The sequence below is a fragment of the Ornithinibacillus contaminans genome (assembly GCF_001038425.2).
In the GTDB taxonomy this organism is placed as follows: Bacteria; Bacillota; Bacilli; order Bacillales; family Amphibacillaceae; genus Ornithinibacillus; species Ornithinibacillus contaminans.
The window spans coordinates 30,475-53,682 of record NZ_LDPV02000048.1 but is presented as its reverse complement, the minus strand read 5'-3'; the positions used below and the strand labels follow the sequence as shown (position 1 = coordinate 53,682).

Sequence of the window (23,208 nt, the reverse complement as noted above, 5' to 3'; positions counted from 1 at the left end):
ACCTATAAGCCACATAAACCGCAACATATAGCTGAAAATGTTTTAAATAGAAAATTCCAAGCCGACTATAACGCGATGGAAGTATTATTAACAGATGTCACTGAATTCAAGTACGGAGTTCATTCGAAAGCATATTTAAGTGCCATCTTGGATTATGGTGAAAATAAAATTGTAGCCTATAAATTATCACGACATAATAACAATGCCTTAGTACGTGATACGGTCACTCAGATTAAAGATACGATTATTCCAATGAAGACATTATTTCATAGTGATCGTGGCTTTCAATACACCTCCCATGGATTTAAAAACTTTGTGGAAGAACACAAAATTATCCAGAGCATGTCACGTGTTGGTAGATGTATTGATAACGGTCCAATGGAGAATTTTTGGGGGATCATCAAGGAAGAGATGTATCGATTAACCACTTATAACACATTTGAAGAATTAGAAAAAGATATTGAGGCTTATATTGAATTTTATAATACAAAGCGCGTGACGTTGAAGATGGGGCTAAGAATTCCAGCATAAGAAAAGCCATGCATGGAATTCATACATGGCACAAAAAATTTGTTTTTTTACCTGTCTACTTGACAGGGGGCAGTTCACATTTGTCATCCTTTTTGTTTGCTTTTTTAGTAACCAATTTAGTGCAATTTCAATATAAATAAACATAAGACTCACCGAAAAGTATGCACCAGTTTCCGGTAACTTCTATACATTTGTGAAAAAATTGTAGTATACTGATTAGGATATTGCATTTTTATACGTTATTATTAAAGGGTTTCGTCAAGTTTATCTTTACATTAACAAACGCTTGTTCTACCATTAAAGATATGAAAGTTTATGGTTTAAGTGAAAGGAGCAATCATAATTGGACAAGACATCATTACATTACTCCGATGATTCAATTCAAGTACTAGAGGGTCTTGAGGCTGTTCGGAAACGACCTGGTATGTATATTGGGAGCACAGATCACCGCGGATTACATCATCTTGTATTTGAAATTGTTGATAATGCCGTCGATGAGGCGTTAAATGGTTACGGAAATGTTATCAATGTTACGATACATACAGATAATAGTATTTCAGTAGAGGACAGCGGACGAGGTATGCCGACTGGAAAGCATAGTACTGGTAAATCGACACTAGAAGTTATTTTTACCGTGCTACATGCTGGTGGTAAGTTTGGGCAAGGCGGTTATAAGACTAGTGGAGGCTTACACGGTGTTGGAGCCTCTGTTGTAAATGCTTTATCCGAGTGGCTAGAGGTTACTACCCACCGAGATGGTGAAGTATATTACCAGCGTTTTGAAAACGGTGGTGCCCCGGTTGGGAACATTAAAAAGATAGGGACAACCAAAAAAACGGGATCGTTAATACACTTCAAGCCAGATGCTAGCATTTTTTCAACTACTGTATTCGATTTTGAAACAATTTCAGAACGACTTCGTGAAGCTGCGTTCTTATTAAAAGGCTTAAGAATCGAATTAACAGATGAGCGTACTGAAGAAAAAGAAGTATATGAATATCCAGAAGGCTTAAAAGCATTTGCAAAATACGTCAATGAAGATAAGGACATCTTACATGAAGTTGTTTTCTTTGAGGGAGAGCAACAAGGGATTGAAGTAGAATTTGCATTCCAATTTAATGATGGCTATGCAGAAAGTATGTTATCCTTCGTTAACCATGTACGGACAAAAGATGGCGGAACACATGAGTCAGGTGCACGTTCTGCGATAACAAGAATTTTCAATGATTATGCTAGAAGAACGAGTTTGCTAAAAGAAAAAGATAAGAATTTAGAAGGTACCGATATTCGTGAAGGATTAACCGCTATAGTATCGGTTCGAATTCCAGAAGAAAAGCTGCAATTTGAAGGGCAAACTAAAGGGAAGCTAGGTACGTCAGAAGCGCGATCGGCAGTCGATGCAGTTGTATCGGAAAAGCTTAATTTCTTCCTAGAAGAGAATTCTGATATTGCTGGTACCTTAATCAAAAAAGCAATTAAAGCAAAAGAAGCACGTGAAGCAGCACGAAAAGCACGCGAAGACGCTAGAAGTGGTAAGAAAAAGCGTCGTAAAGATACGATTCTCAGTGGGAAACTTACACCGGCGCAATCAAAGAATCCGCAGAAGAATGAGCTGTATCTAGTGGAGGGAGACTCTGCAGGTGGGTCTGCTAAGCAAGGCAGAGACCGCAAATTCCAAGCAGTATTGCCGCTTCGAGGTAAAGTAATTAATACGGAGAAAGCTAAAATTCAAGATGTATTTAAGAATGAGGAAATTTCAACCATTATCCATACGATTGGTGCTGGAATTGGTGGGGACTTTACATTAGAGGACGTAAATTATGATAAAGTAATCATCATGACGGATGCGGATACCGATGGTGCCCATATCCAAGTATTATTGTTAACGTTCTTTTACCGTTATATGAGACCGTTAATTGAGGCAGGTAAAGTATATATCGCATTACCACCTTTGTATAAGGTTTCTAAAGGAACGGGTAAGAAAGAACAGACTGTTTACGCATGGGATGATGACGAGATGCGAAAAGCAGTTAGCCAATTTAAGAACGGATATGTTATTCAGCGCTACAAGGGTCTTGGTGAAATGAACGCTGATCAGCTATGGGAAACGACAATGAACCCGGAAACTAGAACATTAATCCGTGTAACGATTGATGATATTGCGCGCGCAGAACGTCGTGTAACAACATTGATGGGTGATAAAGTAGAACCAAGAAGAAAATGGATTGAATCAAATGTAGCCTTTGGCCTTGAGGATGATCCGAATATTTTAGAAAATGATAAGATACATTCATAATACGAACAAGACCTACGGATTGATAAGGGGGGAATGACTTGTCAGAGTCAGAAAAATTTCTAGATCTTCCATTAGAAGAAGTAATCGGAGATCGATTTGGTAGATATAGTAAATATATTATTCAAGATCGTGCTTTGCCAGATGCCAGAGATGGTTTGAAGCCAGTACAACGTAGAATTCTGTATTCTATGTTCAAAGAAAAAAATACACATGATAAGCATTTTCGTAAGTCAGCTAAAACAGTTGGGTATGTTATTGGTAACTACCATCCACATGGTGATTCCTCTGTTTATGATGCAATGGTACGTTTAAGCCAGGATTGGAAAGTGCGAAATGTATTAGTTCAAATGCATGGTAACAATGGTAGTGTGGATGGTGATCCACCAGCAGCGATGCGTTATACAGAGGCAAGACTATCGAGCATTGCTTCTGAACTACTTCGTGACATCAACAAAGGAACGGTCGATTTTATCCCGAACTTTGATGATACAGATGAGGAACCTGTAGTATTTCCTGCTAAGTTTCCCAATCTATTAGTAAATGGTTCTACTGGTATTTCTGCGGGTTATGCAACAGATATACCACCACATAATTTGGGAGAGGTTATTGATGCAGTTATTAAACGTATTGATAATCCTGAAGTATCGATTGACCAGTTGATGAAGGTTTTAAAAGGTCCAGATTTTCCAACAGGTGGTATTATTCAAGGTGTTGAGGGAATCCGTAAAGCGTATGAGACCGGTAAAGGCAAGATTGTTCTACGTGGAAAAGCCACCATCGAAACAATTCGTGGAAACCGTGAACAAATCGTAATTGACGAAATACCGTATGAGGTCAATAAAGCTTTGCTAGTGAAGAAAATCGATGAGTTGCGATTAGACCGAAAAGTCGAAGGTATTGCAGAAGTCCGTGATGAAACAGACCGGACAGGGCTTCGGATTGTCATTGAGTTGAAGAAGGAAGTAAATAGTGAAGGGGTACTTAACTTCCTGTACAAGAATACAGATTTACAAGTAACATACCATTTCAATATGGTTGCAATACAGGATAAGACTCCGAAGCTAATGTCATTAACCCAAATGCTAGATGCTTATATTCAGCACCAAAAAGAGGTCGTAACTAGATCTACTAATTATGATTTGAAGCATGCAAAAGATCGTGCACATATTGTTGAAGGTCTTATTAAAGCGATATCGATTTTGGATGAATTGATTGAAATAATTCGGGCATCAAAGGATAAGCAAGATGCTAAAAATCAAATTATGCAAAAGTATGGGTTCACAGAAAGACAAGCTGAAGCGATTGTTATGCTACAGCTTTATCGCTTAACCAATACGGATATTACTGCACTTCAAAAAGAAGCAGATGAGCTACGTACGAAGATCGCGGAACTTGAAGCTATTTTAGCGAGTGAACAGAAGCTTTTTCAAACGATTAAAGACGATTTGAAAGATATGAAGAAACAATTTGCTGATCGTCGAAGAACTGTTATTGAAGAAGAAATTCAAGAGTTAACAATTGATATTGAGGTAATGGTCGCTAGTGAGGATGTTCTTATTTCTGCAACGAAGGAAGGATATATCAAGCGTACTAGCATTCGTTCCTATGCCGCTTCAAATGGAGAGGACTTGGCAATCAAGGACGATGATCACTTAGTCGGGCTAATCGAAGCGAATACAACGGATAAATTATTGCTATTTACGAATAAAGGTAAATATCTCTATATCCCAGTTCATGAATTACCAGATATTCGTTGGAAGGATATCGGACAACATATTTCAAATATCGTCCAGATTGATAAGGATGAATATATTGTTCACTGTGCTCCCGTACGAGAATTTAAAGACGATGATTATTTAATCTTCTTTACGAAGAATGGTATGGTAAAACGAAGTGAGCTTAAAATCTATGAGGCACAACGTTATTCAAAAGCACTTATCGCATTGAATTTGAAGAAGGATGATGAGGTTGTTAGCGTGTGTCAGACAAAAGGATTCTCCGATGTCTTTATTGCATCCAATAAAGGCTATGGATTATGGTACCATGAATCGGATATTCCAGTTGTTGGTCAACGAGCAGCTGGTGTAAAGGCGATTCAATTAAAAGACGGTGAATTTGTCGTCGGTGGACAGGTATTTGATGATTTATCAGAGCCATCATTAGTCGTGATTACCCAACGTGGTGCATGCAAACGTATGAAGTTACGTGAATTTGAGAAAACAAGTCGAGCAAAACGTGGTTTAATAATGTTGCGAGAGCTTAAAAATAAACCACATCGAATTGTTGGATTCTTTGCAACACATGAAAATGATACGATTTGCTTCACAACAACCAAGGGAGAAACTCATCAAATCTTCCCATTAGAATTATCAACAAGTGATCGTTATAGCAACGGCTCATTTGTAATTGATGCAGATACACAAGGGGAAGTCGTAGAAGTATGGAAAGAAGCTACCTACGAAAAACCGTTTGATCCTACAATTGAATAGCCCAGACACATGAGGTAGGCTGTTACGTATAACAGTCTACCTTTTATTTAGTATTCATTTGAAACTTATTTTATTCGGCAATCGTCAAAAGGTAAACTATTTGTAGTATGGAAAAGAGGGGAGTTATGGAAAAACATAAAGAAGCTATACTAGAAGAAATTATGATAGAACACGGCAATGACTTGGTCCGGTTAGCAGTTAATTATGTAAAGGATAGAGAAACTGCAAAGGATATGGTTCAGAATACGTTTATAAAATGCTATGAAAACCTGGATAACTTTAGATATGAGTCATCGATAAAAACATGGCTGTATCGAATTACGATTAACCAGTGTAAAGACTATCTAAAGAGCTGGAATTACCGAAAAATCCAAGCTAAAAACTATATTGAAAATGTGGGCGTCTCTAAGCTAATTTCTACCGAAGAAACAATTATCAAGATGGAAGAATCAAAGGAAATGAAAGATTATATCTTTTCGTTACCACCAAAATATCGTGAAGTGCTTTTTCTATATTATTATAAGTCTTTATCCATTAGCGAAATAGCCGACATTACAGAACTCAAGGAAAACACCATTAAAACAAGATTAAAAAGAGCAAAAGAAAGGTTGAAACTATTAATGGAGGAGGTAACTGTATATGGATAATAAGTTTGATAAAGAAATATTTTCGCATTTTGACGAAGAAGACTTGGAGTTTACGGGGGAAGACAGAGAAGAAACCTTACGAAAAATTCAGATGAGGAAACATAGGAAAAGTAACAAATTCATTCCTATCGGCAAAAAGTACATACCTCCAACATTAGGTACCATTATGGTCTTCATCCTAGCAATTGGAGTACTGTTTTCAAGTTTATCTGCAGAAGATAATAATAATGATAAACAAACTTCCCTTCAAGGAGATTTATCTTTCTCTGCCTTATTAATAGGAGAAGATGCGATTAGTCATCGCAGCAATATAAATATTTTACTAACTTATAATAGTGGTAAAAAAAGTGTTAAAATCATACCACTTTCTCGAAACACATATGTTCAGCTATTTAATGAGAATGGAAAAATGCTTGGAAATGATAAATTAGGAAATGTGCTTCCTTATACGTCACCAGAATCAGTATTATCTACAGCATCGAATCTAGTCGGATTTCCCATTGATTATTATGCGGTTTTTCCAGAAAAAGATGTCTTAGAAAAAGTCGGTTCATTTCATGATAAGGAAATGGATAGTATTTATCAACTTATAAATACAATATCCTTTTCACAGGCAATGAGTATCATTGAAGACAGTGAAACCAATTTCCCAAGTGATCTACTTAATCAATTTTACAGGATGGATCACACCGAACTTTCTATTCAAACAATTGATATAGAAAAAGGATTAGAAGAAAAGATGATTAATGGAATCTATTACGTTGAAATTAATCAAAGTTATTTAGAAGAACTATCCAATCAATTACAGCATCATTTGGGTGAGAATTAAACATTAAATTCATTGGCCTCCATAAATACGAGGCTTTTTGTTTTCTCGTTTCAATTTTCTAAATTAATTTGCAACAATATGGTAGTATTAGACTAGTGATTTATTAAATTATATCAATTAGCAGGAACACATTACAGGTGGGGTTATTTATGACGACCAATTGGTTAAATTGTTCAATTAACATCAAAGAATTCGTATTGCACATTCTTAACGAGACGAAAGGAATACTCAAAACAAATTTTAGTGGATTCTATTTACACGGTTCCTTAGCAATGGGAGGTTTTAACCCAAAGTGTAGTGATATTGATATTTTAATAGTCACAAACAAAGCAATCACTAACGATACGAAAAAGAATTTAGCTCATTTATTTCTAACATACTCAGCTAATCCATTTCCAGTTGAAGTAAGTATTTTGGCTAAAGAACAGTTAGAAACTTGGAAGCATCCTTTCCCATATGAATTTCATTATAGCGAGTATTGGAGAAAGCGATATGAGGATGAATTAGCATCCGGAGTTGATCACTATTTAACGAAAGAAGTAAAGACGGATGTTGATTTAGCTGCGCATATAATGGTATTACGAAACAGGGGAATTTGTCTTGAAGGAAAAGCAATAGATACGATTTTTCCTAGTGTTCCACATTCTGATTTTCTATCCTCCATTATGGACGACTTTCAAGCGTGTGTGAAAAATATTGAAAAAGATCCAGTTTACTGTACCCTAAATTTATTGCGCGTGTTTTGGTATTTGAAAGAAGGGACCATTTCATCAAAGCTAGAGGCGGGGAGTTGGGGTATCCATGTATTGCCAAAAGAGATGCAGAACACCATTCAAAAAGTCGTTACTAAATATTCTGGTTTAAATCAAGCTTATGAGTTTGAGAAAGCAGAGCTTATGAAAATAAAAGACTATATTGTAAAACAAGTTTATGCGTTTCTTAGATAAGGTGTGGGTCTTTTTAATAAAGGGGGATTAGCTGTATATGAAGAATCAAAAACCATACGTCATAGCAATCGCTGCTGTGTCAGGCGGAGGAAAAACAACAATAACGAAACTCTTAGGCGAGAGACTAACTAATTCGAAGGAGCTGTATTTCGATGATTATGATTTTGCAGGTCCTGAGGATATTATCGACTGGGTGGAAAGAGGTTCTAATTACGATGAATGGGATCTGACTCCTTTCGTTAGTGAGATAGAGAAATTACTTTCAGAACCATTAGACTACCTTATAATAGATTTTCCATTTGCCTATAAACATTCACAGATGAATGAATTAATCGATTCAGCCATATTTATTGATACACCTTTGGATATCGCGTTAACTAGGCGTATAGTAAGAGATTACCAGAACAGTACAAGAGAACGAATTCTAACAGAAATGGAGCATTTGCAATACATGGAAGAAAAGGCTATCTAGAAATGTTAAAAACAATTAAACCTAATTCTGACGTGGTAATTGATGGTACACAATCATTACCAGAAATTATAAAAGACATAGTTGATGCTATTACAGGGATAGATAGGAAGTAACACTAATGCTAGGATTATCAATTTTTTAAATACGGAATAGGAGATCCCATCATTTGAGGTTCAATCCATTCGAGTGTATAAAGAATTTGCATCATATATATAGACATACCATTAATGTGTAGCAATACTAAAAAAACTAACTAACCGACTCGTATCTTTTTCCATCTTTTAATATTCCGAAAAATATGATAAGGTAAAATGGAGATTTAGAGAGGAGGGCTACTGACGGATTTACGAAATAAAATTATTCATGCTTCCCTACACTTATTTGAAAAACATGGTTACCACGGTGTTACCGTGAACCAAATTGTCGACAGCATTGGAACCTCTAAAGGAGGATTCTACCACCACTTTACATCGAAGGATGAACTTCTATTTGTTATTCATGACACATTTATCACCTATGTGCTTGAGAAAGCAACTGCTGCAAAAAATACTTATCATACTCCAACTAAGAGACTACACGCAATTATCAAAAGTTTTGTACAAGTGTTTGATTTATACAAACCGCATATTTCAGTTTTTTACCAAGAAAACATTTATCTAAAATCAGATTATCAAGAATTAATTAAGAAAAAACGTGACCAATTTAAAGATATCATCGTTGAAACGATCCAGGAAGGAAAAATAACCGGAGAATTTCGTCAGGATTTAATCGCCGACATAACTGGTATGGCAATACTTGGCATGGTCAATTGGACGTATAAATGGTATAAAAAGTCTGGTGAAAAGACGATCGATGAAATTGGTGACATTTATGTAGAGTTAATAATGCGAGCTGTTTTAAACCAACAAAATGTAAGCGCTATTACGGAATGGCATATGGTTGAATAGCGTTTGATAAGCATGGATTTATTGAAAAGACAGACCAACCAGTCGGTCTTACATACCTTTCGTTAAAAAGGAGGATATTTATGGATTTTAATCTATCGAAAGAACAAACGATGATTCGCAAGATGGTACGTGACTTTGCAGAAGAGGTTATTAAACCAAGAACTATTGAAATTGATACAGAAGCAAAGTTTCCGCTCGATATATTTAAACAAATGGGGGAGCTTGGCTTATTAGGCATCCCTTTCCCAGAAACTTATGGTGGATCCGGTGGGGATACATTGTCCTATGCTATTGCCGTAGAAGAAATTGGTCGTATTTGCGGAAGTACTGGGTTAAGCTATGCCGCTGCTGTATCGCTTGGTGCTAGCCCTATTTATTATTTTGGTACAGAAGAACAAAAGGAAAAATTCCTAGTGCCACTAGCACAAGGGAAGGCTTTAGGTGCATTCGGATTAACCGAGCCAAATGCTGGTTCAGATGCTGGTGGTACGAAAACAACCGCCACTGAAGATGGTGACGATTATGTGATTAATGGCGAGAAGTGCTTCATTACAAATGCGAGCTTTGCAGAAACCCTTATCGTGACGGCTGTCACTGGAAAAAATGAAAAAGGGAGAAATATCATATCTGCCATAATCGTTCCAACAAATACAGAAGGTGTTACGATCACAAGTAACTATGACAAGATGGGTGTGCGAGGTTCAGATACAGCCCAAATAGTACTGGAAAATGTTCGCGTACCAAAGGCGAATTTATTGGGGGATCCGCAAAAAGGTTTTAGTCAGTTCTTATATACGTTGGATGGTGGCAGAATCTCCATTGCAGCATTAGGTCTTGGTATCGCACAAGCATCGTTGGAAAAAGCATTACACTATGCCAAGGAACGAAAACAATTTGGCAAGACAATTTCTAATTTCCAAGCTATCCAATTTAAACTAGCCGATATGGCAATGGAAGTGGAATTGGCGAGGAATATGGTGTATAAAGCTGCATGGTTAAAGGATAACGATATGCCTTTCACAAAGGAATCTGCCTACGCAAAATTATTCGCAACGGAAACGGCCTTTCGTGCGGCAAATCAAGCTATCCAAATACATGGTGGATACGGCTACATGCGTGAATATGAAGTAGAGCGCTACTTGCGTGATGCGAAGTTACTGGAAATTGGCGAAGGTACCTCAGAAGTACAGCGGCTGGTAATTGCTAGACAGTTAGGGTGCTAGTACTAAACGTATAGAATGCTAGCCTTGAGAGGAGTGATAACATGATAACGAAAATTCTAATCGCAAACCGTGGTGAAATTGCTGCAAGGATTATCCGAACGTGTAAGCAAATGAACATCCAGACAGTTGCCGTCTATTCGGAGGCAGATCAGAAAGCACCGTTTGTCAAAATGGCTGATGAAAGCTATTTACTTGGTCCATCACGTGTGCAAGAAAGCTATTTAAATGTGGATAAAATTTTAGAAATCGCCAAAGAATCCGGTGCCGATGCTATCCATCCGGGCTATGGATTTTTAAGTGAAAATGGAAGCTTTGCCCGAAAGTGTGAAGCTGTTGGCATTACATTCATCGGACCGTCTAGTAGTGTAATAGAAATGATGGGAAGTAAGATAGAAGCTAGAAAAGCGATGAAAAAGGCGAATGTTCCCATTGTGCCAGGAACGGAAGAAGCAATTCAATCTGTGGAGGAAGCAGTAGAGATTGCTAAGACAATCGGCTATCCTATTATGTTAAAAGCATCAGCTGGTGGTGGCGGTATTGGGATGCAGGTAGTTTACAATGACGCTGAACTGGAAAAAGCATTCCATAGCAATGCGAAGCGTGCAGAAAATTTCTTTGGTGATGGCGCCATGTTTTTGGAAAAGAAAATTGAAGGTGCTCGTCATATTGAAATTCAAGTTTTAGCGGATCAACATGGGAATGCGATCCATTTATTTGAACGAGAATGCTCCATCCAACGTCGTAATCAAAAGGTTCTTGAGGAAGCACCATCGCCCTTTATTACACAGGAGACTAGAAGTCAAATGGGTATGGCCGCCACCTACGCAGTAAAGGCTATCGGTTATACCAATGCAGGTACACTGGAATTCTTAGTGGATCAGGAACAGAATTTTTACTTTTTGGAAATGAATACGCGTATCCAAGTGGAGCATCCTGTGACAGAAGAAATTACAGGATTGGATATCGTAGAGGCACAGATTAAGATAGCAAATGGTGAATTGTTAGGGATAGAACAGGAGGAAGTGACCATAAATGGTCATGCCATTGAAGCGAGAATTTATGCCGAAGATCCAATTACTTTCTTCCCGTCACCGGGTCATCTAACAACTTATGATATTCCGGTTGGAGATAATATTCGCTTAGAAACCGCTGTAACTAGTGATTATGATGTAACACCGTTTTATGATCCGATGATCAGTAAGCTGATTGTTCACGGCGAAACAAGAACAGCAGCCATTAACACCTTAAAGAAAACACTAGCGAAAACGACGATTGAAGGTATCAAAACCAATGTTCCACTCTTGCGTGAAATCGTAACCCACAAGGCATTTCAACGTGGAGATACCAGAACAGGATTTATCGAGGAACATATCAAACCTGTAAAAAAATAGCATACGAGGAGGATATAAATATGGTAGAAGTAAAAGCAATCATGGCAGGGAATGTATGGAAGGTATTAGTGGGAGTAGGAGATACAGTTGAGGAAGAACAGGATATTGTCATCCTAGAATCAATGAAAATGGAAATACCAATCGCGGCTGATGAAGCGGGTACAGTCAAGGAATTGAAAGTGGCAGAGGGTGACTTTGTCAATGAGGGTGACGTCATTGCAATTCTAGAATCATAGACTAATAGCTTTACAAGGTCTAAAAATCATCATTAAGGAGGTACATATGTCCCAATTAATAGATGTTGAGATTATCCATGATCATATCGCATTGATTACACTTAATCGACCTGAAGCGGCAAATGCAATGAGCAAAGCATTGCTAACGGCGTTAAAACAATCATTAGAAGCTATCAATCAACAGGAATCTATATACTGTGTCATTCTTACTGGAAATGGGGAAAAGGCATTTTGTGCTGGAGCTGATTTGAAGGAAAGGCGTGGTATGTCCAATGAGCAAGTAATCGAAGCAGTTCGATTAGTCGGTGATACTGTCAATGCAGTGGAAGCAATGAAGATGCCTGTAATCGCAGCAATCAATGGTGTTGCATTTGGTGGTGGTCTGGAATTAGCACTAGCATGTGATATCCGTATTGCTAGTGAACAAGCAAAAATGGGGTTAACAGAAACCTCACTAGCCATTATTCCAGGGGCAGGTGGAACACAGCGTTTACCACGATTAATTGGCATTGGCAGAGCAAAACAATTAATATTTACGGCCAAATCCCTATCAGCAACAGAGGCGCAATCAATCGGATTAGTGGAAGTAGTAACTAACAGGGAAACATTACTTGACGAGGCGATTGAAATGGCATTGGCAATTGCTAAGAACGGACCAATTGCGATTCAACTTGCCAAAAAAGCAATCAATCAAGGAGCACAAACCGATATCGTAACCGGGCTAGAAATAGAGAATTTATGTTATCAACAAACGATACCTACCCAGGATCGCTTGGAAGGACTTCAGGCATTTAAGGAAAAGCGTAAACCGCTGTATCAAGGAAAATAAGTTAGGAGGTACATGATGTCCTATATAGAAGAATTACAGAAGTGGATTCAACAGATTGAAAAGGGTGGACAGGAAAAATACCATCATAAAAACGCAGAACAAGGAAAGTTATTTGTTCGCAAACGATTAGAATTATTATTCGATGAAGATATGGATATAGAAGATGCGTTTTTTGCGAATTGCATGGATGACTCACTTCCTTCTGATGGCGTTGTAACCGGTATTGGAAAAATAAATGGTCAAGATGTTTGTGTCATGGCTAATGATTCAACCGTTAAGGCTGGTTCATGGGGAAAAAGAACGGTGGAAAAAATTCTCCGTATCCAGGAAACTGCCACCTCATTAGAATTACCGATGCTATATTTGGTTGACTCTGCAGGAGCAAGAATTACCGATCAGATTGAAATGTTTCCTGGTAGAAGAGGTGCAGGAAGAATTTTTCATAATCAAATTAAACTCTCTGGCCGTGTTCCACAGGTTTGTCTATTATTCGGGCCATCAGCAGCCGGAGGAGCGTATATTCCTGCATTCTGCGATATTGTAATCATGGTGGAAGGAAATGCCTCCATGTACCTAGGGTCGCCGCGTATGGCTGAAAAGGTAATCGGTGAGAAAGTGACTTTAGAAGAAATGGGTGGAGCTAGAATGCACTGCACGGTTTCTGGAGTCGGGGATGTTTTAGTTAAAACAGAGCCAGAGGCAATTGCATATGCACGAAATTATTTAACGTTTTTCCCGAAGAATTTCCGGGAAAAGCCAACTCCGATACAGCCTAAGAATGTAAAGCAATTTGAGAAAACAATTGCGGAATTAATTCCAGAAAATCAGAATGCACCATTTAACATGTATGAGTTGATTAATCGTTTAATTGATGAAGACAGTTTTTGTGAAATCAAAAAGAAGTTTGCTCCAGAGCTTATTACTGGATTAGCAAGATTAAATGGAAGCGCGATTGGTATTATTGCTAACCAGCCGAAAATGAAGGGTGGCGTACTTTTTTCGGATTCCGCTGACAAAGCAGCTAAATTCATTCAATTATGTGATGCGTTTCATATACCGTTATTATTTTTAATGGATGTACCAGGGTTTATGATTGGGACAAAAGTAGAACGAGCGGGAATTATTCGCCATGGAGCAAAAATGGTTGCTGCGATGAGTGAGGCTACTGTTCCAAAAATCTCGGTTATCGTCCGAAAAGCATATGGTGCTGGACTGTATGCGATGGCTGGGCCTGCTTTTGAGCCAGACTGCTGTATTGCTTTACCAACCGCCCAAATTGCCGTGATGGGTCCTGAAGCGGCTGTTAATGCAGTTTACGCAAATAAAATTGCTGCGTTACCTGAGGAAGAGCGAGAGCAATTTATTAAAGAAAAACAGGATGAATATCGTGATGACATCGATATTTATCGTTTAGCAAGTGAAATGGTAGTTGATGCCGTCATCGAACCATCGAAATTAAGAGAAGAGTTAATCAATCGTTATCGAATTTACGAGGCAAAGAATGTTACCTTTACGGAGCGAAAACATGGTGTTTATCCAGTGTAGTATAGAAGATTTTTGTCGGAAGCTAGGAGACAATACTCTCTTCCGAAAAATAACTTTGGCCATTTAGCCAAAGTTATTTTTATTTTACAAAAAAACAGACAACAATACTAATTGACCATAATATTATTATGTTAACAAGGTTCAAGTCGATTATGTACTACTATTTATTTTTTCATGATAATCTTAAAGTAATGTAACGTGGAAAAGAGGGGAAGTTAATGGATGGACGAGACTATCGTAACGCTTTAGGCAAATTTGCAACAGGAATTACTGTCGTTGCGACCGAATATAACGAGGAAATTGTGGCAATGACTGTTAATGCGTTCATGTCCGTATCCTTAGATCCAAGGTTAATCGCGATAGCGATTGATCAAAAAGCGACCATGTATCCGGTGCTCCAGAAAACGAAGCAGTTCGGAATTAGTATCTTAGCTGAAGAACAAGAATTGCTATCGAAGGAATTTGCCAAGCATGGTAGATCTGATGAAGCTGTTTCCTTTCATATACGTGACAATGTTCCTGTCTTGGAGGATGCACTTGCAACATTTTCATGTCGGATAGTTGACAGCATCCAAGCCGGGGATCATCTACTATTTATTGCACAGGTTCTTAATTATACGGTTTCCGATGGTGAACCAGCCATTTTTTACAGTGGGAAATACCGAAATCTCACATGAAATAAGTTGGATGCAATGGTAAATCTTTGCTCAGACAATACTTTTAAAATAAGGTGATCAGATGAAAGTACAAGATTTTATGATAACTGATGTCATTAGTGTACGTGGAAATACAACTGTACGGGAGCTATTACAAATATTGGTTGCGAATAAAATAGGCGGAGTGCCTGTTGTTGGAGAATCAAATGAGCTAGTAGGGGTTATAAGTGATGGTGATGTGATTCGTTACTTGAATCCTAGCAGTAGAACTGTTTTCGATATGTTCGCTATTGTTATGGTTACGGAAAGAGAGAAGCTTTCAGAAAAGCTTATCTATACATTGAATGAACCAGTTTCCGTCATTATGAAGTCACGCGATATAAAAACACTTCGACCAGATAATGATTTGGAAGATGCACTACAAATATTTTCCCGCCATCGCTTTAAAAAACTTCCGGTTGTGGATAAGACCAATACCGTTGTTGGGGTTATCAGTAGGGGAGATTTGTTAAGACATATTACTACAGCGTATATACTGCCTGATTAAAAGCCACTTTTCTATGAGTGGTTTTTTTATTTTGCTTTATAAAGAAATGTCGTCTTCGATAGTAGTAATGCCAATGCCGAATACGATATAATATAGGGGAAACGGAAATAAAGGGGACATTTTATCGTGAGGGCAGTAAGACAGAATCATGTAATAGAAAATGAACAATTAAGCGGTTTGTACCATGTTATGCACGAACATGGTGATGTTATAAATGCTAGAAAAATACTGGATTTATTTTTAAAAAAGGAAAAGAACGAATTTGTTCTCAGCTTTGCTGGCCATTTTTCTGCTGGAAAATCATCCATGATTAATGCATTAATGGGGACGGAGATTTTACCGAAAAGTCCTATACCAACGAGCGCGAACATTGTTAAACTTACTTCTGGTGAAGCTGTTGCGCGGGTTTATTTTCATCAAGAAGATCCTATAGAATTTAATGAACCATATGATATGGACATGATTAAGGAATATTGTAAGGACAAGGATACGATAACAAAGATAGAAATTAGTACAAGCAAACAAATCATCCCCCAAAATAGTGCTATTCTGGATACACCTGGGATTGACGCAGCTGATGATACGGATCGGCTAATAACCGAATCCTCATTACACCTGGTCGATGTACTGTTTTATGTGATGGACTATCACCATGTTCAATCCGAAGTAAATCTTTATTTTCTAAAAAAAATCCAAGTGATGAATATTCCTTATTATATAATTATCAATCAGATTGATAAACACAATGAGGCTGAAATTCCTTTTCAAGCATTCGAGAAGAGTATCAAACAAACGTTTGATTCATGGAATCTGACACCAGAATTGATCTATTATTCCTCCTTACTAACGAGTGATAAGGAGCATAACCAATTCCCAGAAATTCAACAAAAGGTAGATGTGATACTACGAGAAGAACGGATATCACGTTTAGATGCATCGGTTAGAAATGTAATGGAAGCTCATATTAAGTTTTTACATGAACAAATGGATGAAGCGATAACCGCTATTTCTATTGAGGATTCAAACTATGAGGATGTCGTGAATCAATTAAAATCGGTAGATGCTGCTATAGATGCGTTAACGAAAAAATGTGACCACGTTGAAAAAGATTTTAATGAGGCTGTCGAACAAACATTAAAAAACGCCTACTTAATGCCTGCGGTTATCCGAGACAAAGCATTATTACTTTTAGAATCACAACAAAAGGAATTTAAAGTAGGTCGATTTGCGTCCAAGAGGAAAACAGATGAGGCAAGAGAAACCCGATTACAAGATTTTCTGGCTAGTCTCCAGGAAAGTATGCAAGCAAATATCGAATGGAAATTACGTGATAAGTTCCATTCCTTATTACAACAATACAACATGAAGGATAATGAACTATATACAGCTGCACAAGAAATCAGTATTAGCTTTGGACAGCAGCAACTCTTAGAACTCATCAAAAAAGGTGCTAAAGTAAGCGGTGATGCTGTCCTTCATTATACGAATGATGTTAGTCAAGCAATAAAAACAAACTACCGAAAAGCTGCCCGTAATTTGTTGATACGTATACAAGAAGTCATGACAGAAGCAATAACTACAGAGATAAATCAACTAAATGAAATAAGAAATGACTATGAGAAACAATTACAGGCACATCACACGTACAATGAGATTCGTGAAGCATATCAGGAACGGATTAATCACGTAGTAGAGCAGTTGTTTCATCCGACTTTTTCAGACGATTTGGCTGACATCCGTGATCTGGTCCAGCAAGAATTTCGGATGGGAACGACTAATATGCTGGATCGTCCAGCCTCCATAAAGGAAACAGAGAGAAACGATCAAACTAATTCCACGATATCAGTAAATGATACACCAACCTTTAATCGAGTAGTGGAAGCAATTCATAAAACCATTCAAACAATAGAGGGACTGGTGGGATTCGATGCGATTATACAGGATTTAACAGAGAAAAAAAACAGATTAGAGAACCGGACGCTCACTATAGCATTGTTTGGTGCATTTAGTGCAGGTAAATCATCATTTGCCAATGCATTAATCGGGGAAGGATTACTACCAGCATCACCAAATCCAACCACTGCTGTGATTAACCGAATTGTACCACCTACACAGCAATATTCACATGGTAGTGTTAGGATTCAGTTAAAGGATGAGCACACACTTTTACAGGATTTAGCAGTCATCTTAAAGCATTTATCACCACCTAACACGGAAAATTTAGGCGAATTAATTGGCTGGATGGTTACTAATGATGTTCAGCATAGTCAAGAATTAAGTACAATGTATCAGGCTTATTTAGCTGCAGTAATGATTGGATATGATGAGCACAAGGACATAATCGGTGATGAGATAACAATTACGCTGAATGATTTCTCTAGCTATGTAACGGATGAGACAAAAGCATGTTATGTGGAATCAATTGACCTATATTATGATTGTTCAATCACTAGAAAAGGTATTACATTAGTGGACACTCCTGGAGCCGACTCCGTTAATGCGAGACATACGAATGTTGCCTTCGACTATATCAAAAATGCCGATGCAATCCTATATGTCACGTATTATAACCATGCTTTAACAAAGGCAGACCGTGACTTTGTTTTGCAACTAGGAAGGGTTAAGGATTCGTTTCAGTTGGATAAAATGTTCTTTATTCTTAATGCAGCTGATTTAGCAAAGGATCAAGCTGAATTGAACCTTGTTTGCGAGTATGTAGAAGAGCAATTATTGAAATTAGGCGTTAGAAATGCACGTATATTTCCCGTTTCTAGCAAGCAATCTTTGGAGGAAAAGCTTCAAGAGTATCCAGTAAATAAACAAATGCAACGATTCGAATCAACTTTTTATACCTTTTTAGAACAAGAATTAGCTCAATTGGTTATCGAGTCAAGTATTCTTGATCTCAAGCGAACAAGAAACATACTCGAAAACTTGATAGCAAAAGCAAACCTAAATCAGCAGGAAAAAGAACGATATAAGCAAGCATTACGAGATAAGCAAAGCAAGCTCATTGAGTTTGTTACATCAGGAGAAACAACACTCTATGAGGAGAAAATATCTCAAAAGATTACAAAACAATTGCATTATGTAGTGGAAAGAGTTGGAATCCGCTTCCATGATATGTTTAAAGATTCTTTTAATCCTACTACGGTTACAGAATCGGGAAAAAATGCTAGTTACCAGTTGCAAAAGAATATGGTAAACTTACTGGACGGGGTAGGATATGAGCTTCTTCAAGAGGTACGTGCCGTTTCATTACGAATTGAAGCCTATCTAAACGAACAACTGGCAGATCTCCTAACGTATTATCAGCAACATACACATGAGGTGAATCAGGATTTTACGTTTTCTTCTTCTGTATCGATGGAAATTAAGACGCCAGAATATAGCTTGCCACTTACGGCAGTGGATATTAACACCTATCAAAAGGCCTTAGACCTATTTAAAGGTACTAAATCCTTTTTCGAAAAAAATGAAAAAGAAAAAATGAAGGATGCTCTATATGTCGCATTACTTCCAGAGATAAAGGCGTTTATTTCTGATAGTAATCGGTTAATGGATACCCATTACGGTAACGAATGGAACAAACTTGTAGTGGAGCAGAAAAGTTCGATATGTCATGCTATTAATCAATATACAGAAGCAAACATTGCCTTAATGGAAGATAATCTGAATACAGCTCAACTGGAAGATAAACACCAACGATTAAACGAAGTTCTGATCGAATTTAACTAAGGGACGTGTATTAAATGAAACAAACTATTTTACTAGTGGATGGCATGGCATTATTGTTTCGTGGCTTTTTTGCAACTTCATTCCGCGGGAATTTTATGGTTAATTCCAAGGGGATACCGACAAATGGTATCTACCAATTTTTACGTTATTTACTAGATGCTGTTGATACCTTCCAACCTACACATGTTATTTGTTGTTGGGATATGGGAAGTAAAACCTTCCGAACTGCGATGTACGAGGACTATAAAGGAAATCGCTCTGAACCTCCAGTTGAATTGATTCCACAATTTGATTTAGTAAAAGAGGTTGTTGATGCCTTTAATATGCCAAATGTGGGACTTAAAAATTTTGAAGCGGATGATTGTATTGGAACACTTGCCAAGCAATACAGCAAAGAGAATCAAGTATTAATATTAACTGGTGATCAAGATATTTTACAGCTGGTGGAGCCAGGGTTAGATGTTGCAATCATGCGAAAAGGTCAGGGTAATTACGAAGTATTTACGCATGATAATTTCTACGATAAAAAAGGGTTATCACCAAGACAAATCATTGACCTAAAGGGATTAATGGGAGACACATCGGATAATTATCCGGGTGTAAAAGGAATTGGTGAAAAAACTGCGTTAAAACTCTTGCAAGAGCATGAAACAATTGATGGACTACTAGCAAATCTGGATCAATTGCCAAAAGGAGTCCAGGCTAAAATAAAGGCTAATCTGGATATGCTACACTTATCGAGAGACCTTGCTGAAATTCGTTGTGATGTGCCAATTGAATTGACGTTAGAACAAGCACGTTGGAATTACGATCGAGAAAAAGTGAGTCAGAAATTTGCGGAGTTGGAATTTAAAAATCTAGATAAATTGTTATCCTAAATACAAAAAACCTGTATAGCGATATACAGGTTTTTTGCTTGTTGCTGATAACTAATTATTGTTATTGTTGTTGTTATTCTTGCGATTGTTGTTGCGATTGTTATTGTTGTTATTATTGTTGTCTAAATTATCATTTAGAAACTCATTCGCAAACTCAACGTTATCATTGTTGTTATTGTTGTTGTTGTTGTTGTTGTTGTTGTTGCGATTTTTGTTGTTCGCCATTTTATTGACCCTCCTATTTTTATTATTAAGTGAAATAGAACAATTACCACTTTTTCAGTAACCTTATCTAGTGATAGTTGTTTACTCCACTTACAAAATGTATGTTTCCCCGAATTTCCATTTTAATTCGTTATTTTTACAAATTTATCCTATAGTTGTCGAAAAATATAATCTGCGAACTCTCATTTACATGAAACATGAAATGTAGATCAAAAAATAAGTTCCAAGAATAACCATGCATTAGGACAGGTCCATAAGAAAAAATAGAAGCAGGGGATAACCATTACATGTAACAGAGGTGAAATTAGTAATGATCAAACGATTGATTCCCTTGCTTCTAGCGATAATACTTGCGTTTCCAATTGGAGCAAGTGCTGAAATTAAAATGTTTAAAGAACCACCTTTTGATTTTTACAAAGTTTCTAAAGGGGATTCTTTTTGGTTTATCGCACAACGTTATGGACTTGATTATCGTAAACTAATGGAACTAAATCCTTCTGTTGTCCCAACGAACATGCAGGTTGGCTCTGTCATTCGTCTGAGAGCAACAGCAGATAGTCCTAGTTCATTCGAAGAACAAGTTGCACAACTAGTTAATCAGGAAAGAGCTAAACAAGGTCTAGGATCACTCTTACACAGAGCTGATATTAAAAATGTGGCCGAGAAGAAAGCGATGGATTTAATTAATTCCAACTACTTCTCCCATACCAGTCCAAACTATGGCTCACCATTTGATATGTTAAAAACATTTGGGATTACGTACCGTACCGCTGGTGAAAACATAGCCAAAGGTCAAAAAACTCCTCAAGAGGTTATGAATGCCTGGATGAATTCCTCAGGGCACCGAGCTAATATTTTAAATGCTAATTTTGATTCGATTGGTGTTGGGTATTACAATGGTGCTTGGGTCCAAATGTTTACAGGTTCCTAATGTCTAATGCGGTCCAATAATAAATTGGATCGCATTATTTTATGATAAAATAAGAATTAGGAGAGGGGGGATGTACGTGCTTAAGAAACTAACAGAAGCGCTTGAGGCAAACAGAAATGATGAAAATGCGGTAAACATGGAAAGGTACATGAAAAACCAGTTCTCCTTCTATGGTATTAAAACACCAGAACGGAGGATTATTTTATTAGCATACTTTCATGATTCTGGAATCTTAACACGTCCGTTTCAGCCAGCATTTGTTTTAGCACTCTGGAAGCAAGATGAACGGGAGTATCAGAATATTGCCCTTGATTATATAGAAAAATCGCTTCCGAAACTTAATAAAAATCATCTAGAGCTGTTCGAAAAATTAATCGTAACCAAGTCATGGTGGGATACCGTCGATGTGCTCGCTCCAAAAGCTGTTGGTAAGCTAGCAATGGAGCATCCCGAGATAATAACAGAAACGATAGACGCTTGGTCAACGGATTCCAATAAATGGCTACGAAGAGCAGCAATTTTATTCCAATTAAAATATAAAGAAAAGACAGATCAAGAGCTTTTATACCGGTACATAAAGGAAAGTGCCAACAGTGAAGCGTTTTTTATCCAAAAGGCAATTGGCTGGGCGTTAAGAGAGTATTCGAAGACAAACCCCGAATCAGTTCGTCATTTCATCTCGAATAACGAGCTAGCAAAGCTCAGTATTCGCGAAGGAAGTAAATACTTACATTAACAAAAAAACTGAGCAGCATAATCATAGCTGCCCAGGATGTTTTATGCTATTTTTTTGTTGTATTGATCGTCACTTTCTATTTTAGAGTATGCCTCCTTTTTAACTTCATAGTAATAAACTCTAGGTAATCCCCAATAAATCCACCAATCATGAACGGTTGACGCACCAATAAATAACACCATTTGCCAATCGATTGACTTCATTAAACTTTACCTCCTTCTTTATCCTATTTTTAGCTTAGCTTGGCATAGAACCCGAAATAGTCAGTCTATTTCACAAGGAATTTTTAGCTGTTTTCAATAGAGTATGTGAGTATGGATTAGTGGGGAATGGGCTATTCGTGATTCTACCCAGAAAGCGGTGTAAAGAGGGTCATAAACGTGAGGAATGAATAACTATTTCGTAAACCGATTCGCATAATAGCTTGCTACAAATGAGTCGGGCTTAATTTTTGGTTCAATACCTAAAGATTCCATGCGTCCAACCATTTCATTGACGAAAATTCTCGTTTTATTTTTATTGGTGGCACCAATATCAATATGTCCTTCAATTGTAAAAGAAGATCCTTTATAAATATTAGGTAGGACAATATCGATTAATAGTTCCTTTTTCTCTTCGGTAAACATAGATACAACTTCTTCGGTTAGTGTCGTTTCATACGATATTCGTTCATGTAGATTGGTCATTTTTCTCGGAACAATTACTTTACGAATACATGCCCAAGCCCCTTTGGATTCACAGTGTATAACAATGCCAGTAATAAACCGTGTATATGTTGTATGTATTTGGGAATCAGTGCCAAATATTAGCCGGTAGCATCCATTCGGATCTTTTTTCATAAATTGTACAATATGCTCAAAGACATCATGAAAAGTCATGTTCTTTTTACTTAAATTTTGAAATGTGAAATCAAATACGTGTAGATTCGTCATCGTGAAGCCTCCTAGTTGTCAAAATAGGTAGCTATACTTTTATTATAAGAAAAATGATGGTTGCTATTCGTAACTTATTGTAAAATCTTATCGTGTACGAGAGGGATTAGATAGGGGTATTTTTCCTTTTGGATTTTTATGATAAAACGTCTGGTAAGGTGTGTTACTATTATATGGAATACA

At 37.3% G+C, this 23,208-nt stretch carries 21 protein-coding genes and 1 pseudogene; 19 read left to right on the top strand and 3 right to left on the bottom strand.

Going from position 1 to position 23,208, the window contains the following annotated elements:
* The 17 genes and pseudogenes from JF53_RS12840 to JF53_RS12760 all read left to right on the top strand — a co-directional run.
* Positions 1–531: IS3 family transposase (locus JF53_RS12840; RefSeq protein WP_047982126.1), on the top strand; the 531-nt coding region annotated here is incomplete at its 5' end.
* A 343-nt stretch (positions 532–874) separates the two neighbouring features.
* On the top strand, positions 875–2,827 hold the full coding sequence (gene parE, locus JF53_RS12835) for a DNA topoisomerase IV subunit B (protein WP_047981997.1): 1,953 nt from the start codon (positions 875–877) through the stop codon (positions 2,825–2,827).
* Between the two features lie 38 nt (positions 2,828–2,865).
* The gene (gene parC / locus JF53_RS12830; RefSeq protein WP_047981998.1) at positions 2,866–5,316 is read left to right on the top strand and encodes a DNA topoisomerase IV subunit A; all 2,451 of its coding nucleotides are present in this window, start codon (positions 2,866–2,868) and stop codon (positions 5,314–5,316) included.
* A 125-nt stretch (positions 5,317–5,441) separates the two neighbouring features.
* Positions 5,442–5,963, top strand: coding sequence for a sigma-70 family RNA polymerase sigma factor (locus JF53_RS12825; protein WP_047981999.1), 522 nt, complete (start codon positions 5,442–5,444; stop codon positions 5,961–5,963).
* Entirely contained in the window at positions 5,956–6,792 is an 837-nt protein-coding gene (locus tag JF53_RS12820; protein ID WP_047982000.1) for an LCP family glycopolymer transferase, read from the top strand. Before JF53_RS12825 ends, JF53_RS12820 begins: the two co-directional genes overlap by 8 nt.
* Positions 6,793–6,941: 149 nt before the next feature.
* Positions 6,942–7,739 (top strand): aminoglycoside adenylyltransferase domain-containing protein, encoded by a 798-nt coding sequence (locus tag JF53_RS12815; protein ID WP_047982001.1) that lies wholly within the window; start codon positions 6,942–6,944, stop codon positions 7,737–7,739.
* Between the two features lie 37 nt (positions 7,740–7,776).
* Positions 7,777–8,324, top strand: a pseudogene (locus JF53_RS12810) (hypothetical protein).
* A 222-nt stretch (positions 8,325–8,546) separates the two neighbouring features.
* A complete protein-coding gene (locus JF53_RS12805) occupies positions 8,547–9,158 on the top strand; it encodes a TetR/AcrR family transcriptional regulator (RefSeq protein WP_047982002.1) in 612 nt (203 codons plus the stop codon).
* Positions 9,159–9,238: 80 nt separating this feature from the next.
* Positions 9,239–10,381 (top strand): acyl-CoA dehydrogenase family protein, encoded by a 1,143-nt coding sequence (locus tag JF53_RS12800; RefSeq protein WP_047982003.1) that lies wholly within the window; start codon positions 9,239–9,241, stop codon positions 10,379–10,381.
* A gap of 41 nt (positions 10,382–10,422) precedes the next feature.
* The gene (locus JF53_RS12795; RefSeq protein ID WP_047982004.1) at positions 10,423–11,772 is read left to right on the top strand and encodes an acetyl-CoA carboxylase biotin carboxylase subunit; all 1,350 of its coding nucleotides are present in this window, start codon (positions 10,423–10,425) and stop codon (positions 11,770–11,772) included.
* Between the two features lie 20 nt (positions 11,773–11,792).
* Positions 11,793–12,008, top strand: a complete 216-nt coding sequence (locus JF53_RS12790; RefSeq protein WP_047982005.1) for an acetyl-CoA carboxylase biotin carboxyl carrier protein subunit — start codon at positions 11,793–11,795, stop codon at positions 12,006–12,008.
* Between the two features lie 46 nt (positions 12,009–12,054).
* Entirely contained in the window at positions 12,055–12,837 is a 783-nt protein-coding gene (locus JF53_RS12785; RefSeq protein ID WP_047982006.1) for an enoyl-CoA hydratase, read from the top strand.
* 15 nt (positions 12,838–12,852) lie between these two features.
* Entirely contained in the window at positions 12,853–14,382 is a 1,530-nt protein-coding gene (locus tag JF53_RS12780) for an acyl-CoA carboxylase subunit beta (RefSeq protein WP_047982007.1), read from the top strand.
* A gap of 218 nt (positions 14,383–14,600) precedes the next feature.
* Positions 14,601–15,059 carry a flavin reductase family protein gene (locus JF53_RS12775; protein WP_047982008.1) on the top strand — a complete coding sequence of 153 codons (459 nt, stop codon included), beginning with the start codon at positions 14,601–14,603 and terminating at the stop codon, positions 15,057–15,059.
* 61 nt (positions 15,060–15,120) lie between these two features.
* Positions 15,121–15,585 carry a CBS domain-containing protein gene (locus tag JF53_RS12770; RefSeq protein WP_047982009.1) on the top strand — a complete coding sequence of 155 codons (465 nt, stop codon included), beginning with the start codon at positions 15,121–15,123 and terminating at the stop codon, positions 15,583–15,585.
* Positions 15,586–15,711: 126 nt separating this feature from the next.
* Positions 15,712–19,323: a dynamin family protein gene (locus JF53_RS12765; RefSeq protein WP_053071963.1), complete on the top strand. Its 3,612-nt coding sequence runs from the start codon at positions 15,712–15,714 to the stop codon at positions 19,321–19,323.
* Positions 19,324–19,337: 14 nt separating this feature from the next.
* Complete coding sequence (locus JF53_RS12760) at positions 19,338–20,201, top strand: 5'-3' exonuclease (RefSeq protein ID WP_047982010.1); 864 nt, start codon at positions 19,338–19,340, stop codon at positions 20,199–20,201.
* A gap of 51 nt (positions 20,202–20,252) precedes the next feature.
* On the opposite strand, the gene JF53_RS17545 is transcribed toward JF53_RS12760, so the two are convergent.
* Positions 20,253–20,426: a hypothetical protein gene (locus tag JF53_RS17545; RefSeq protein ID WP_157052522.1), complete on the bottom strand. Its 174-nt coding sequence runs from the start codon at positions 20,424–20,426 to the stop codon at positions 20,253–20,255.
* A gap of 310 nt (positions 20,427–20,736) precedes the next feature.
* On the opposite strand from JF53_RS17545, the gene JF53_RS12755 reads away from it, so the two are divergent.
* Both JF53_RS12755 and JF53_RS12750 read left to right on the top strand, forming a co-directional pair.
* Positions 20,737–21,357, top strand: coding sequence for a CAP domain-containing protein (locus tag JF53_RS12755; RefSeq protein ID WP_083443632.1), 621 nt, complete (start codon positions 20,737–20,739; stop codon positions 21,355–21,357).
* Positions 21,358–21,427: 70 nt separating this feature from the next.
* Complete coding sequence (locus JF53_RS12750) at positions 21,428–22,093, top strand: DNA alkylation repair protein (RefSeq protein ID WP_047982011.1); 666 nt, start codon at positions 21,428–21,430, stop codon at positions 22,091–22,093.
* 41 nt (positions 22,094–22,134) lie between these two features.
* Here JF53_RS12750 and JF53_RS17720 read toward each other — a convergent pair whose 3' ends face one another.
* Together JF53_RS17720 and JF53_RS12745 are read right to left on the bottom strand one after the other, a co-directional pair.
* Positions 22,135–22,296 carry a hypothetical protein gene (locus JF53_RS17720; RefSeq protein WP_169750794.1) on the bottom strand — a complete coding sequence of 54 codons (162 nt, stop codon included), beginning with the start codon at positions 22,294–22,296 and terminating at the stop codon, positions 22,135–22,137.
* A 192-nt stretch (positions 22,297–22,488) separates the two neighbouring features.
* Positions 22,489–23,025: a ribonuclease H-like YkuK family protein gene (locus JF53_RS12745; RefSeq protein ID WP_047982012.1), complete on the bottom strand. Its 537-nt coding sequence runs from the start codon at positions 23,023–23,025 to the stop codon at positions 22,489–22,491.
* Between the last annotated feature and the right edge of the window lie 183 nt (positions 23,026–23,208).